The organism is Shewanella sp. SG44-2 (assembly GCF_014164215.1).
Lineage (GTDB): Bacteria > Pseudomonadota > Gammaproteobacteria > Enterobacterales > Shewanellaceae > Shewanella > Shewanella frigidimarina.
In genome coordinates this window covers 14,301-29,531 of sequence record NZ_JACJEU010000027.1, presented here as the reverse complement: position 1 = coordinate 29,531, position 15,231 = coordinate 14,301, and the positions used below count along the sequence as shown (strand labels likewise).

Sequence of the window (15,231 nt, the reverse complement as noted above, 5' to 3'; positions counted from 1 at the left end):
ACCTTCGACCAATTGGTTAAAAGCCAACTGCTCTACCAACTGAGCTAACGACCCATCTTGGTGTAACCTTTAAATTCTTTAGCCACGATTTAAAAAGTGGTGGGTCGTGAAGGATTCGAACCTTCGACCAATTGGTTAAAAGCCAACTGCTCTACCAACTGAGCTAACGACCCATCTTGGTTTTGCAAGAACTGATATTCTTACTGGAACATACCTAACTGCTATATTTCAAGACTTGTTAAATTAACATCCATTTTGTTGATTGTTAATAATAACTCATATCACAGTAACTGTAGACTAAGTTAGTATCACCTCAACACACCCCAGAAGGCTCTGCCGTTCTGAGGGCGCCTATAATACCTTTTTCAATTTCTCATGCAAGCGCAAATTTATAATTTCTTGTTGTTTGCATGAAAAACAGACTAAGAGGCTGTTTTTTGGCTTAATTAGCCTTTCAATGCTGATAATTGTTGTTGTGCAAGGCGTGCGGAGGCACTATCTGCGTACTCTTTTAGAACTTTGTTATACAAAGCTCTTGCACCGGCAGAATCATTTTCTTTTTCTGCAATCATGCCAAGCTTAACTAAACTATCGCCACGCTTATTTGAATCTGCAAATTTACTGACAACAGTACTAAATGCTTGTTTCGCATCATTGTACTCGCTTTTGTTGTACAACAACTGGCCTAACCAATAGTTTGCATTAGCTGCATAATTAGAGTCTGGGTATGTCGATATAAAACTACGAAAAGCAGGAATGGCTTCATCGTACTTACGTTCTTTAAGGACCAAGTTCACGGCAGCTTCATAGCTTCCTGTTTCACCCAACGTTGAACTAGCTGCTGCGACCGTCGTGGCATCCGCTTGCACAGGTGCTACTGGGGTCGATGACTTAGCAGTAAGATTAGCAATTTCCTCGTACAGCTGTCGTTGACGCTGTAACATTTGATTCATTTGATAATTTTGTTGCTCAGTAATGCCTCTTAATTCTAATACTTCATTTTGCAATGCATCCATACGACGTTGCATGTCGAATTCGCCTTGTTGCTTCGCTTTTATGATGCGTTCTATTCTAGAAATCCTATCATCATTTGAACCGCCAGATGCATCCGAAACAGGTGCTGGTGCAGCAAAAACTGTTGCAGTTGTAAAGAACATCGCCGCAACCAATATGGCTAGTTTCATTTTTATCTCCTAAAAAAGGCCAACCGATAAAGGTTGGCCTTGTACTTCTTACGCTTTAGTAAACTAACACACCACGACGGTTTTTAGCAAAACCAGTATCGTTACGTGAATAGTCTAATGGCTTTTCTTCGCCGTAGCTCACGATACTCATTTGGCTAGGTTGTACACCCATACCTTGTAAATACTTAGCAATCGCTTTAGCGCGACGTTCACCTAGTGCGATGTTGTATTCAGGAGTACCACGCTCATCCGCATGACCTTCAATCAACACTCGAACATTTGGGTTTTCAACTAAATAGTTACCATGAGCTTGAATGATTTCAGCATTTTCACTTTGAACTTCACTGCGATCAAAATCGAAGTAAATGATATTTTGACGACGTAATTCTTGCTCTTTTAAACGCTGCTGTTCTGCAGAGCTTAGTACAGGAGCTACACCACCAGTTTCAATACCACCATTACCGTATTCACTACCAGTACCACTCATAGAACCGTTAGCGTCAGTTTCAGAGTCTGAAGTTGAGCTACAGGCACCCAGTGCCATAAGCGGAACTGCAACCAACATAGCTTTAAACAACTTATTCAGATCCATTTTAAATCCTTATCAATATCTATTTAGAGAAACGGAGACCATGCTGGTGACTTCACCTCGCCCTGGCCGACAGGCAATCTTGCTTTAAATCTGCCGTCCATAGAAACAGCAGCTAACACTTGCTTACCTTGATGGGTTGTACCGTAGATAACCATAGTGCCGTTTGGAGCAACACTTGGTGATTCATCAAGTTGAGTTGATGAAAGCACCTGCATAAAGCGTGTTGCGAGATCCATTCTGGCAATATGGAACTTACCGTTAGTACGGTTTACAAAAATCATACTACGACCGTCTGGGGTAATTGAACCACCTAGGTTCCATTCACCTTCAAAAGTCATACGCGAGACTTTATTTGTATCTAAATTTACGCGATATAACTGTGGCTTACCACCTCGTTCAGAGGTAAATAAAATCGATTTACCGTCTGGGAACCAAGAAGGTTCAGTGTCAATTGCGTAATGTTCTGTAATACGTCGATTTGCTTTAGTGGCAATATCGACGACATAAATTTCTGGTTGGCCGTCTTTTGACAGTGTAACAGCTAATTTTTTACCGTCTGGAGAAAATGCTGGGGCACCGTTTATGCCATCAAAAGTACTCACCAATGTACGTGTTTGGCTGTAAATGTCTTGAACAAAGATTTCAGCTTTTCTATTTTCAAAACTAACATAGGCTAAACGTCGTCCATCAGGAGACCAAGTTGGTGACATCAACGGCTCTGGTGAACGCAGTAACATTTGCTCATTGTAACCATCGTAATCAGCAATCATTAGATGATACGGTGCTTTTTGACCTTGTTTAACTACAACATATGCAATACGGGTTAAAAATGCGCCACGAATACCGGTAAGTTTTTCATACACAATATCGCTGATACGATGACTGTACTGCCTAAATTGGTTTGCACTGATCACGGTTTCACGGCTTTCAAGTAATAACTCATTGTTATTCTGAGGCCCTTTACCTGCTTGAAGTTGTGCTTTGACTAAATCAATCAGCTCAAAACTTACTAAATATTGATCAGCACCATATGGTTTAACCGTACCTACCACAAGTGCTTCAGCTTCTACACTAGCCCAATTCTGAGCAGTAAAACCATTCACAGACGAGATAGTTGATTGTGGCAATGCACGAACATCAAGCGTCTTAAATGTACCACTGCGAGACAAATCAGATGCTACCACATCAGAAATAGATGCAGGTGCGGGACCTTGCCCTTGCCATACAAAAGGTACCACAGCGATAGGTCTTGCTGCATCTACCCCTTCTGTAATCACGATATCTAACGCTGCGCGAGCGGGTGTAGTTAACACTATTAATACCAGTGTTAGCCATTTAGCCAAATTCTTCATGCGACTCCTTTTAACTCCATTCCATCATAAAATACGATTTATATTAATTAAATTCCGGTGAAACGGTTAAATTAATTTCTTTTAGTAGCTGATAAACAGCCGGTTCAGGCGATACTGGTAACCGTCCCGCTTTATTAATCGACGCTTTGGCTGCTCGACAAACTACTTGGTCACCATCTAACGTTTGGCTGGTTGTGACAAAACCATCTGACGCTAGACGAATAAAGACCCTGCAGCTTTTCCCACGCATTGACTCATCAACAACTAAATTTCGTTGAATAGTAGCAATAATCATGGCTTTATACTTATCAACTTCTGACAACACTTGTTTATTACGTGTTTTAGAAAGTGAGTCTTGTTCAGCAGCCATTGCCTCTGCCATTTCACGTTCTTGACGCGCTTTAGTATCAGCTTCAGCTTTACGTTTACGCTCAGCATCTTCTTTACGTTTACGTTCATCATCAGCACGTTGACGTTCTTCTTGAGCTTTTTTCGCAGCAGCCTCTTCTTGCTTACGTTTTTCAGCTGCTTTCTTAGCTGCGTCCTCAGAAGCTTTTTGCTCTTGTTCTTTTTGCTTGCGTACTACTTCAGCTTTATCTGCTCGCTCTTTTTCTAGCACTTGCTTTGCCTGAGCTGCTTTAGCGGCGTCATTAGCCTTTTGAGTTTCCTGCTCTTTTTGTTTACGCTGGATCTCTAAAGTTTTAATTTTTTCTTGTTCACGTTCACGCTCACGGCGAGCTTCTGATGCTTTACGTTCTAGTTCTGCTTGACGGGCTTTTTCTTGCTTGGCCACATCTTGCTTTTGTTTCTTTAATTGCTCAACTCTGTCATTAACTTTCTGTTGATCAATTACAATTGCTTGAACGGCAGGTGCACTTGCTGCTGCCGTTTGCATTTGCTTGGGCTTATCATCAAAACTAATGCCTAAAGCAAGAATGACGATAAATCCAATATGAATACCAGCAGAAATAGAAACTGGTACGGTTAAATCTGAATTTCCAGCCACCTATTTCTCCTTCGGTGAATCGGTCATTAACCCTACAGCAGGCACACCAGCACCTTGCAAACTAATCATTAATTGAATAACGCTTTCATAAGGTATCGTGCGGTCAGCTTTTACTACCACAGGCCTTAACGGTTCAAGCTGGATTAACGCTCCAACTTCAGTCGACACTTGTTCTAAGTCCATAACTTCAGAGTTAGAACTACTGCCGATATTCAAGAAATATTGTCCAGCCGCGTCAATCGATGCAACGATAGGAGGCTTACTATCAGGTGGTAAAGACTCGGCATTACCTTGAGGTAATTCTACTTTGACTCCTTGCGATACAATAGGCGCTGTCACCATAAAAATAATCAACAACACCAACATCACGTCGATGTATGGTACAACGTTGATTTCTGCAACTGGACGACGACGTTTACGCTGATACATTAAACAGCTTCCTTCTCGCTATACGCTTGACGTTGCAATATGTTGGAGAATTCTTCCATAAAGTTAGCATAAGTCATTTCAATTTTATCAACTTGCGTTGTAAAACGGTTATAACCAATAACGGCAGGTATAGCAGCAAACAAGCCCATTGCGGTTGCAATCAATGCTTCTGCAATACCTGGGGCAACCATGGCAAGAGTGGCATTTTCAACGGCGCCCAGTGCAATAAAGGAATTCATAATTCCCCATACCGTCCCAAACAAACCAATGTATGGGCTGGTAGAACCAATCGTTGCCAATAGCGGCAAATGGTTTTCAAGCTTTTCCATTTCTCGCGACAAACTCACTCGCATTGCTCGAGAAGTTCCATCCATAACCGCTTCAGGTGCTTTACTGTTTACTTTGCTCAAACGAGTATATTCTTTAAAACCTGCCACAAACATCGATTCTAAACCAGAGATAGCACTACCACGTGCTATTAATTCTTTGTAAAGACGGTTTAAATCAACACCTGACCAAAACGTTTCTTCAAAACGTAATGACTTAACTCTTGCAGAGCCTAATAATTTGTTGCGTTGAATGATCACTGCCCATGAGGCAATCGATAATGCCAACAAGGTCAGCATAACTAACTTTACCAACACACTGGCTTCTAAAAACAAACCAATAAATGAAATTTCAGCGTGCACTGTCAAACTCCTGAACAATATTTAGGGGAATAGCGCGGGGACGCATACGTGATAAAGATATACACGCGACAACAACTGTCGCTTCACAATAGCAATCACCTTGATGATCAACTAGCCGCTGGTGAAACACCAACGACACTTTTTTTAATTCTATAACTTTTGATTCAACCACAAAATCCTGTTCAAATTTTGCAGCTTTACGAAAATCTAATTCTGCATGTTTGACGACAAAAGCAATGTCTTCTGACAACAGTTCAGCTTGGCGAACACCCATTGATTTTAACCATTGCGTTCGGGCTCGTTCAAAAAATTTTAAGTAATTAGAATGGTACACAACACCACCGGCATCGGTATCTTCGTAATAGACTGAAATAGGCCAAACAAACATAATCTGAACATCAATTTTTAGGTTGTAAAAGTTGGCTTACTATACCGAGTACCAACACGCTTGTGAATATTGTACCGAGGGAAAAGTAGACTTTATTTTGCTCAAAATGCGCTAAAACACACGAAAAACCTCAGGAACTGTAAGAGATGAAGCTTTATTAATGTATTTATCAAAAAAATTAACAATTTGTTAAACAAAACATGCAATATAGGCATAGTCATTTATTGGCTGAAAAAGCCTATGTTTAGCCGCTTAAAAAGCTACATACCGCAAAAAAGACAACAACAAGATGGCAGCATCATCGCACACTCTGAAAAATGTAAACGTGAATAAAAGTTAAGCCAACAACATTCTGCGTTTTGTTTCCAGTCAATACACTATCAACGGCTCTACCAATAACGTTGCCTTATTTGTCTTGCTGACTATGTTGGGATTAACTAAACCTCATGAAGAGACAACCTTAACATTCCAACTTAATATGAGTAATTCCTACATGTCTAACATTGTTTAGGATTATATTTTGCATATTTAAATCAAGAAGCATGCTTTGTCACATGATGAGATATAGACTATTTGTTAAATATTTTTACCGCCGCATTAACTAATCCGAATAGTTATGCAATAAATATAGGTAATAACTTAATAAAGCGCTATATAAGCCGATTAGAGTATAAACAACATCTAACAACCATATTTAATCATTAGTTTTACTAATGGTAACTCGTAATTTTTCTTGTTTGTCAGATTAGTGTATACATTCTATTATTGCCTTGTTTTCAGGACACATCTGATTCAGATGTTGAAAACCAAGAACTCCAAACTGATGTAACCCAATACCTCAGTTATCCCTAGTTCTTATGCTTGACTTCCTTCCTTAGATTTGTTGATTGCAAATTATTTAGCCCACTTGGATTAAGTGGGTTTTTTTTGCCTTTTTTTTAGCATATTCATAAACCAAAATTAAAATACTAGCGAACAAATCTACAAATCAAAATATGCCACTATTGTAAATTTGAGCTATACGAATAAGAAATAGCGTAACCCTTTAAAGTGAAATGATGTCCACGCTATTGAGTTGGCTTTTAAGTGAACCGCCATCCGTTTACAAATGAGTATTATCGATTTGGCTTTTGGTATTAAAAAATATTGAATAGCAGCCAAATGAAATGGGCAGAGATAGATGAGGATAATCTAGCGATTGAGCCATTGTACTGCTTACCAGGTGGATGACAGGCTCAAACAAATTATCATATCAATAAACGAGGCGACTGCGCATGGCGCGCAATAAGCGATACATTATAGAATTATATAGGTTTGGTTATTTTAATCACGACCCTACGATTCATCTTACGTTCTTCTGCAAGATCATTACCTGTTACATGGCGTTTCTCACCATGACCCGATGTATGAATCCGATCTTTAGGGATACCACTAGCAATAAGAATATCTTTCACTGAATCAGCACGCTTATCTGACACCTTTTGGTTAACCGAACGTCCACCGTAACTGTCGGTGTAAGCATCAATGAGCACGAGCTCTACTTCAGGGTCAAAAGACAAATAACGCTGTATTTTCTGTAATTGCTGGCTAGAAAAACGAGTAAGCTCTACCCCGCCTTCTTGGTAATTTAACACCGTAAAAGCAATATCATCAAAACTGTATGGCAATAAATTAGCTAAGCAAGCACGAAATTCACGGTATTTACCGCCAAAATTAGCCGATGACAAACCGACGGCAATCTTGGCATTGTGATTATACCAATCAGCATAATAAAACGTGGGTTCCATTCCTTGGCTCAATTCATTCAGCATAGACCAGGCAGCTTTTTTAGGCACTTCACCATTAAACTGCTTATTGTAAGTCAGTTGAGTGATTTCTTTAGAATTGTGTCCTGGGCGCCAACTAGGGGCTCGACTAATTAATGTCGCTTTAGTCACTGCATCAGGTTTTAGCCACATGTCTAACGTGAAATGTAAATTTAACGCTTTACCAGCGTTACTGGTAAACACAGCTCGCCCATAGTCAGGAATATCATGTTCAAGACGGCATTCTATTGGATTGTTCTCACCAATACGCCATGCAGAGTTTTCTAATGACGCAACGTAGTGCCTCAAGTCGGCATTAGCCGTTGAGCAAAGACACAAACTTGTGAGGACCATCAGTTTTCGCCACATAAAACCACCCTTTATACCCGATTACATTTGTTCTATCGGCCACAAAGTCAGTTCCTTTAGTAAACAATCATGTTTAATCGATGATAAAAACCACAATCAAACATGACACTGCGCTTGAGTTTGCGCATAATACTCGGCTTATATCATTTGCACCGATGAATGATAGCTATTGAGGATAAAAACTGTAATGACTGATATTTGCGACGCTAATAAGTTTAAACACCGATTTCGTGGTTATTTCCCTGTTGTTATCGATGTCGAAACTGCGGGTTTTAATGCCAATACCGATGCGTTGCTTGAAATTGCTGTCAGCTTATTAAAAATGAATAGTGATGGAGTCATTGTACTTGATAGAACCCTTCACTTTAATATTGAGCCTTTTGAAGGCGCAAACTTAGAACCTGCAGCATTAGCTTTTAACGGTATAGACCCCACCAATCCACTTCGTGGTGCAGTAGACGAAAAAGTCGCTTTTTTAGAGATTTTTAAAGAAGTTAAAAAAGCCCAAAAAGCAGCAGATTGTCATCGCAGTATCATTGTCGCGCACAATGCCGCTTTTGATTTAGGGTTTGTTAATAAGGCTATTGAACGAAATGGTTTAAAACGATCTCCTTTTCATCCTTTTGCTAGCTTTGATACCGCGACACTCGCAGGCCTTGCTATTGGACACACTGTATTAGCTAAAGCCTGTAAAATGGCAGGGATCGATTTCGACAATAAAGAAGCCCATTCAGCATTATATGATACCGAACGTACCGCTGAATTATTTTGCCTCATCGTTAACAGATGGAAAGCGTTGGGCGGATGGCCATTAGCGGCTGTGGAAGATGATAGCGACTCTACAAGCGAATAATGAATACTTAGCCCTTCGTTATCTCTTGCAGGCCATCAACACTTGGCCAGTTCGATAAGAAAGCATTAATGTCACCCAATAAAAAAGCTGCCGAAGCAGCTTTTTTATTGTCTCTAATTGCTAAATTATAGCTTGTCAGAGTTATCTTTTAGATATGCAGCAACACCTTCAGTGCTTGCAGTCATACCTTTTTCGCCTTTTGACCAGCCCGCTGGACAAACTTCACCGTGCTCTTCATGGAACTGAAGTGCGTCAATCATACGGATCATTTCATCAACGTTACGGCCTAGTGGTAAATCGTTAACCACTTGGTGACGAACTTGACCTTCTTTGTCTACTAAGAAAGAACCACGGAAAGCTACACCAGCTTCTGGATGCTCTACGTCATATGCTTTACAAATTTCGTGTTTAACATCAGCTACTAGAGTGTACTTAACTTGGCCAATACCACCCTTGTCGACTGGAGTGTTACGCCATGCGTTATGAGTAAACTGTGAATCAATAGAAACACCAATCACTTCAACACCACGTTTAGTGAACTCTTCCATACGGTGATCAAAAGCAATTAGCTCTGATGGACATACAAAAGTAAAATCGAGTGGGTAGAAGAAAATAACTGCAGGCTTACCTTTAATTGCGGTAGCAAGGTTAAATGTGTCAACAATTTCACCAGAACCAAGAACGGCTGCGGCTGTAAAATCTGGGGCTGGACGGCCTACTAATACGCTCATTATCTATCTCCATTTAATGGCTTAAACACTCAACAACAGTACATGTGTATCGCAAAATGGTGACCCACCAAGCAATTACCCATACTGTTGAGACTTAAATCAGTTGTATACCATACATCTAATTTAACGGACTTATAAGTTATTTCAGATGAATGTTGGTTTACTTGCTGAAAAATAAAACATCATGACTCATTAAATAATAAGTTTCAAATATGACAAAATGATTTGATGACATGATTTCATTCCTTGTTTTCTACAACCACATATTGAATGACAAGTCATCCTGAGTTAACTATCAGCAAAAATACCTAAAAAATCGATATCAGCTGGACAAATAGACTCTAGACAGTCAAGAATAGCGGCCTCACTTACTTTTAAGAAAAATGATTATGAATGCGGTTGTAATCGCGGTTTGCTTAATGTTGTTTTTAAGCTTTATTCGAATTAACGTTGTGGTCTCGTTAACCATTAGTGCAGTTGTGGCCGGTTTAGTCGGTGGATTAGATATTCATCAAACAATCGCAGCCTTTAATGATGGCCTAGGCGGCGGCGCTCAAATAGCCCTAAGCTATGCATTACTTGGTGCATTTGCAGCAGCATTGTCACATTCAGGTTTAACGACATTAATTTCTCATTCAATTATCAAAAAACTCGGTAAAGAGCCCAATAGTGGCAATACTCAAGTTGTACGTTGGTTACTATTAGTCACAATATTATTGATGGCTGTTTCATCACAAAACATTTTGCCTATTCACATCGCCTTTATTCCTATCCTTATTCCACCTTTATTGCATGTTATTTCAAAGCTAGGTATCGACCGCCGCCTTATAGCCTGTATCCTCACGTTTGGCTTGGTCACCACGTACATGATTTTACCCATCGGTTTTGGCGGTATTTTCCTCAATGACATTCTGTTGGCAAATTTAAACACTAATGGGCTAAATGCTATCGGTGAACAAATTCCTAAAGCAATGCTATTACCTGCTATGGGCATGGTTGTCGGCCTACTCACCGCAATATTTATTAGTTACCGCAAGCCTAGAGAATACATGATTGAACAACCCGTGGTAAGTGACACTATTGCAACCACCATCAGTCGAAAAAGCCTTGTGATATCACTATCTGCAATTGTGGTTACTTTAATCGTTCAATTACAAACTGATTCGATGATATTTGGTGCGTTAAGTGGTTTCATTATCTTTCGTTTCTCAGGGATCATTAAACACGAAGTGAGCAAAGACCTGTTTAACCAAGGTGTGCACATGATGGCCAATATCGGCTTTATTATGATTGCCGCTGCGGGCTTTGCTGCTGTGGTAAAATCTACCGGGGAAGTTGGCACACTAGTGACCTCCCTAGGTGACATCATAGGTGACAACAAGGCTCTAGCCGCATTACTGATGCTAATTGTCGGCTTATTGATCACCATGGGAATTGGCTCTTCGTTCTCAACTATTCCCATTATTGCCACCATTTACGTGCCTTTAGCACTCAGTTTTGGTTTTTCTGTTGCGGCAACGATTGCGCTGGTCGGTACTGCTGCAGCGCTTGGTGATGCGGGTTCACCGGCATCGGATTCGACCCTAGGTCCAACAGCAGGTCTTAATGCCGATGGACAACATGATCATATTCGCGACAGCGTGATCCCAACGTTTATTCACTACAACATCCCACTGCTTATTTTTGGTTGGATAGCTGCAATGGTGCTTTAACATTTAAATGATAACGACGGCTTATCAAGCTAGAAATAAAAACGGGAGCCTTACTAAAGGCTCCCGTTTTTATTGTCTCGTACATGATGTAAATCACGCAGAGCAATGGCATCAACAATTCAGTATAACGAATTATTTGGTACCGAATATCTTATCACCCGCATCACCTAAACCTGGCAAAATATAGCCTTGCTCGTTTAGGCAATCATCGATCGAAGCGGTATACAACTCAATATCAGGATGAGCTAATTCAAGTGCTTTAATGCCTTCTGGCGCGGCAACCAAAACTAACGCTTTAATTGAAGTACAACCGCGTTTTTTCAGCAGGTCGATAGTCGCAATCATTGAACCGCCAGTGGCTAACATCGGGTCAACCACTAAAGCGATACGCTCATCTACATTACTGACTATTTTTTCAAAGTAAGGTACTGGTTGTAATGTTTCTTCATCACGATAAATACCCACTACAGAAATACGCGCACTGGGTAAATGCTCAAGAACGCCATCCATCATGCCTAAACCGGCACGTAAAATAGGCACTACAGTTACTTTCTTACCTTTAAGCTGCTCAATAGTAACAGGGCCATTCCAACCTTCAATTGTCACCGTTTCAGTTTCAAAATCAGCGGTAGCTTCGTAGGTTAATAAACTGCCAACTTCAGTGGCGAGTTCACGAAATCGTTTGGTGCTGATATCCGCTTCACGCATTAAACCAACTTTATGACGAACCAGAGGATGCTTTACTTCAACGACTTTCATTTCTTTCTCCTAGATTTCTGACTATTTCAGGCAAATTTGATAAATGTTAGTCGATTTATCCTCTCTATAAAACATAAAGTTTCAAAATTGCAGTAAATCGTGACCTAAACCAATAAAAAATAGGCAATTCATCGTTTTCTTTATAGGATAAAGTAAAAACATGGCTTCCGACTAGCAGCACAAACTGGTAGAATATTGCCGCATAAAATTCCATAAAACGATGTACCCTAGAGGATCCTCCGTGACCACTCCTACCCCCCTAAGTTACAAAGACGCCGGCGTTGATATCGATGCAGGAAATGCGTTAGTAAACAACATTAAATCTGCGGTAAAACGCACTCGCCGTCCAGAAGTTATGGGCAATTTAGGTGGTTTTGGCGCATTATGCGAATTACCAACTAAATACAAACATCCTGTACTGGTTTCTGGCACAGATGGCGTTGGCACAAAATTAAGATTAGCCATTGATTACAAAAAGCATGACACCGTCGGTGTTGATTTAGTTGCTATGTGTGTCAACGACCTGATTGTTTCTGGCGCAGAACCGCTTTTCTTCCTTGATTACTACGCGACAGGTAAGCTTGATGTTGAAACAGCGACTTCAGTTGTTAGCGGCATTGCAGAAGGTTGTTTCCAATCTGGTTGCGCATTAATCGGTGGTGAAACGGCTGAAATGCCAGGCATGTACGAAGGTGAAGATTACGACCTTGCCGGATTCTGTGTTGGTGTTGTTGAAAAAGCAGACATCATTGATGGCACTAAAGTTAAAGCGGGTGACTCACTCATAGCGCTTGCTTCAAGTGGTCCTCATTCAAATGGTTACTCGTTAATCCGAAAAGTATTAGAAGTCAGCAAAGCAGACCCTCAGCAAGATCTTGCTGGAAAACCTTTAATTGACCATTTATTAGAGCCAACAAGAATTTATGTTAAGCCTTTATTGAAACTGATTGAACAATCAGACATTCACGCTATGGCGCACATTACCGGTGGTGGATTCTGGGAAAATATCCCACGAGTACTGCCTGATGATTGCAAAGCTGTAGTCAAGGGTGACTCTTGGAAATGGCCAGTAGTGTTTGATTGGCTAATGATAAACGGTAATATTGCACAGCATGAAATGTTCCTAACATTTAACTGTGGTGTAGGTATGGTTATTGCGCTGCCAACAGAGAAAGTTGATGCTGCGTTAGCATTATTAACAGCTGAAGGCGAAAATGCTTGGTTGATAGGTGAAATTGCTACTCGTCAAGGTGACGAAGAGCAAGTGGAGATAATCTAATGAGTCAAAGCTGTCGAGTTGTGGTACTGATTTCCGGTAATGGCAGTAATCTTCAAGCTATTATTGATGGCTGTGACGATAACTTAAAAGCTGCCGTTGTTGGTGTGATTAGTAACAAACCGGATGCTTATGGGTTAATTCGCGCTCATCAAAGCGAGATTGATACCAGTTGTGTTATTCCTTATGCCAATGAAGTACGCAGTGATTATGATGCGCGTTTATTGAAATCAATTGAAAAATACCAACCGGATCTCATTATTCTTGCGGGTTTTATGCGAATTTTGACAGATGATTTTGTCAGTCATTTTCTAGGGAAAATGATTAACATTCATCCATCATTATTGCCTAAGTATACAGGGCTTCACACGCATCAACGGGCTATTGATGCTGGAGACAAAAAGCATGGCGCTAGTGTGCACTTTGTTATCCCTGAGCTCGATGCTGGACCAGTTATATTACAAGCTAAAGTCCCTATTTACCCAGAAGATGATGCTGAAGCATTAGCAGAGCGTGTTCATGAACAAGAACATGCCATTTATCCTCTGGTGGTAAAATGGTTCAGCTTAGGTCGTTTAGCGATGACCGATGGTAAAGCTTATTTAGATGGCGAGCTAATTGGGCCATCTGGTTACGCACCAGATTAACACCAATTACTAAGCCTTTAAATTAAACAAAAAACCTCGCAGATTCGCGAGGTTTTTTATGTAATAAGCATTATCGATATAGGGTACTAACGTACTGGTAATGTCATGTCGGCAAACATTTCATCAATCAATTGCTGATCTCGAAGCGCGACAGCTTTTTCTACTACATCGCGAGTTAAGTGCGGTGCAAAATGTCGCATAAAGTCATACATGTAACTGCGTAAAAAGCTACCACGTCTAAAGCCGATTTTGGTTGTACTATGAGCAAACAGATGGCTTGCATCAATCGCCACTAAATCTTTATCAACAGCCGGATCGATTGCCATAGAAGCAATAACCCCTACCCCTAATCCTAAACGTACATAGGTTTTAAGTACATCAGCACTGGTTGCACTAAACACCACTCGAGGATCAAGATCTGCACGCTTAAATGACTTTTCAATTTCAGAGGCTTTATCAAAACCAAACACATAAGTTACTAGCGGAAACTTAGCCAAATCTTCAATGCTAATTTTTGTCGATTGAGTCGCGAGTGGATGGTCACGGGTCACAACAATTGAGCGATTCCAATGATAACAAGGCAACATAATTAAATCGGTATACAAGTGCATAGCTTCGGTTGCAATGGCAAAATCAGCATCACCTCTAGCGGCTTGTTCACTAATTTGTGACGGCGTGCCTTGGTGCATATGCAGATTGACTTTGGGATATCGCTTAATGAACTCTTTAATAATTTGTGGCAAAGCATATCGAGCCTGAGTGTCAGTGGTGGTAATATTTAAATCCCCCTGATTAGGCTGAGTATATTCTTCAGACACCTTTTTAATGCTATCGACCTTTCCAAGTATATCATTTGCAATATCAATAACTTGCTGCCCAGCAGGAGTTACGTGAGTCAAGTGTTTACCACTTCGACCAAATATTTGAATACCTAATTCATCTTCTAGCATTCTAACTTGCTTACTAATGCCGGGTTGTGAGGTATAGAGGTTCTCAGCCGTTGATGACACATTTAGGTTGTGTTTTACAACCTCTGCAATATATCTAAGTTGTTGCAGCTTCATGGTTTTATCCTTGATTTAACCAACACTCATCAGCAAAATATGCAAACAAGAACAAATCGGTCGTTGTCTTACATGAGAAGAACAAACGTTCAACTATAATAAAACGTTATATGACAATTGAAATGTAATATAAATAGTAATAACGAGCAAGCAAAAATCGCTCGTTACTTAATTGACTTAGCTTTTGATAAACATCATGGCTCAAATGTTTAATGATTTATCAACAAAACGACTTATTATTCAACGACAGCCGCGATAACATACGCTAAGATATAGAATCATTTTGATGAAGTTTTATTGCAACGATTTATTCCAGCATCAAAATAACTTTTAGCCATTGTCGTTTGGCTATATTTACCATGAGATATGAAAGAT

General features: G+C 40.2%; 15 protein-coding genes and 2 tRNA genes (1 of these 17 cut by a window edge). 4 read left to right on the top strand and 13 right to left on the bottom strand.

Annotated features, from left to right (window positions below; all coding sequences use genetic code 11):
- The 10 genes from H5181_RS20605 to H5181_RS16490 all read right to left on the bottom strand — a co-directional run.
- Window positions 1-54, bottom strand: a tRNA-Lys gene (locus H5181_RS20605); it reaches 122 nt to the left of the window's first position.
- 43 nt (window positions 55-97) lie between these two features.
- Window positions 98-173: transfer RNA gene (locus H5181_RS16530), tRNA-Lys, on the bottom strand.
- Window positions 174-446: 273 nt separating this feature from the next.
- A complete protein-coding gene (ybgF, locus tag H5181_RS16525) occupies window positions 447-1,184 on the bottom strand; it encodes a tol-pal system protein YbgF (protein ID WP_182751548.1) in 738 nt (245 codons plus the stop codon).
- Between the two features lie 55 nt (window positions 1,185-1,239).
- Complete coding sequence (pal, locus tag H5181_RS16520; RefSeq protein ID WP_182751547.1) at window positions 1,240-1,776, bottom strand: peptidoglycan-associated lipoprotein Pal; 537 nt, start codon at window positions 1,774-1,776, stop codon at window positions 1,240-1,242.
- Window positions 1,777-1,799: 23 nt separating this feature from the next.
- The gene (gene tolB / locus H5181_RS16515) at window positions 1,800-3,128 is read right to left on the bottom strand and encodes a Tol-Pal system beta propeller repeat protein TolB (RefSeq protein ID WP_182751546.1); all 1,329 of its coding nucleotides are present in this window, start codon (window positions 3,126-3,128) and stop codon (window positions 1,800-1,802) included.
- A gap of 43 nt (window positions 3,129-3,171) precedes the next feature.
- Entirely contained in the window at window positions 3,172-4,134 is a 963-nt protein-coding gene (tolA, locus tag H5181_RS16510) for a cell envelope integrity protein TolA (protein WP_182751545.1), read from the bottom strand.
- On the bottom strand, window positions 4,135-4,563 hold the full coding sequence (tolR, locus tag H5181_RS16505) for a protein TolR (protein ID WP_011636933.1): 429 nt from the start codon (window positions 4,561-4,563) through the stop codon (window positions 4,135-4,137). It lies immediately after the preceding gene.
- Entirely contained in the window at window positions 4,563-5,252 is a 690-nt protein-coding gene (gene tolQ, locus H5181_RS16500; protein WP_011636932.1) for a protein TolQ, read from the bottom strand. The genes tolR and tolQ overlap by 1 nt, the downstream gene beginning before the upstream one ends.
- Complete coding sequence (gene ybgC / locus H5181_RS16495; protein ID WP_086019746.1) at window positions 5,242-5,643, bottom strand: tol-pal system-associated acyl-CoA thioesterase; 402 nt, start codon at window positions 5,641-5,643, stop codon at window positions 5,242-5,244. Before ybgC ends, tolQ begins: the two co-directional genes overlap by 11 nt.
- Before the next feature lie 1,301 nt (window positions 5,644-6,944).
- A complete protein-coding gene (locus H5181_RS16490) occupies window positions 6,945-7,814 on the bottom strand; it encodes an OmpA family protein (protein WP_011636930.1) in 870 nt (289 codons plus the stop codon).
- A 187-nt stretch (window positions 7,815-8,001) separates the two neighbouring features.
- Here H5181_RS16490 and rnt point away from each other — a divergent pair, with 187 nt between their 5' ends.
- Entirely contained in the window at window positions 8,002-8,667 is a 666-nt protein-coding gene (rnt, locus tag H5181_RS16485) for a ribonuclease T (protein WP_011636929.1), read from the top strand.
- A 125-nt stretch (window positions 8,668-8,792) separates the two neighbouring features.
- On the opposite strand, the gene H5181_RS16480 is transcribed toward rnt, so the two are convergent.
- Window positions 8,793-9,398: a peroxiredoxin gene (locus H5181_RS16480; RefSeq protein WP_011636928.1), complete on the bottom strand. Its 606-nt coding sequence runs from the start codon at window positions 9,396-9,398 to the stop codon at window positions 8,793-8,795.
- 389 nt (window positions 9,399-9,787) lie between these two features.
- Here H5181_RS16480 and H5181_RS16475 point away from each other — a divergent pair, with 389 nt between their 5' ends.
- Window positions 9,788-11,110 carry a Na+/H+ antiporter family protein gene (locus H5181_RS16475; protein WP_041412872.1) on the top strand — a complete coding sequence of 441 codons (1,323 nt, stop codon included), beginning with the start codon at window positions 9,788-9,790 and terminating at the stop codon, window positions 11,108-11,110.
- A 132-nt stretch (window positions 11,111-11,242) separates the two neighbouring features.
- Here the strand turns inward: H5181_RS16475 and upp are convergent, their stop codons facing one another.
- Entirely contained in the window at window positions 11,243-11,869 is a 627-nt protein-coding gene (gene upp, locus H5181_RS16470; RefSeq protein ID WP_011636926.1) for a uracil phosphoribosyltransferase, read from the bottom strand.
- A 241-nt stretch (window positions 11,870-12,110) separates the two neighbouring features.
- Here upp and purM point away from each other — a divergent pair, with 241 nt between their 5' ends.
- Together purM and purN are read left to right on the top strand one after the other, a co-directional pair.
- The gene (gene purM, locus H5181_RS16465) at window positions 12,111-13,148 is read left to right on the top strand and encodes a phosphoribosylformylglycinamidine cyclo-ligase (protein WP_182751544.1); all 1,038 of its coding nucleotides are present in this window, start codon (window positions 12,111-12,113) and stop codon (window positions 13,146-13,148) included.
- Window positions 13,148-13,792: a phosphoribosylglycinamide formyltransferase gene (gene purN / locus H5181_RS16460; RefSeq protein WP_011636924.1), complete on the top strand. Its 645-nt coding sequence runs from the start codon at window positions 13,148-13,150 to the stop codon at window positions 13,790-13,792. The genes purM and purN overlap by 1 nt, the downstream gene beginning before the upstream one ends.
- An 86-nt stretch (window positions 13,793-13,878) precedes the next feature.
- On the opposite strand, the gene cysB is transcribed toward purN, so the two are convergent.
- Entirely contained in the window at window positions 13,879-14,856 is a 978-nt protein-coding gene (gene cysB / locus H5181_RS16455) for an HTH-type transcriptional regulator CysB (RefSeq protein WP_011636923.1), read from the bottom strand.
- Window positions 14,857-15,231 lie beyond the last annotated feature (375 nt).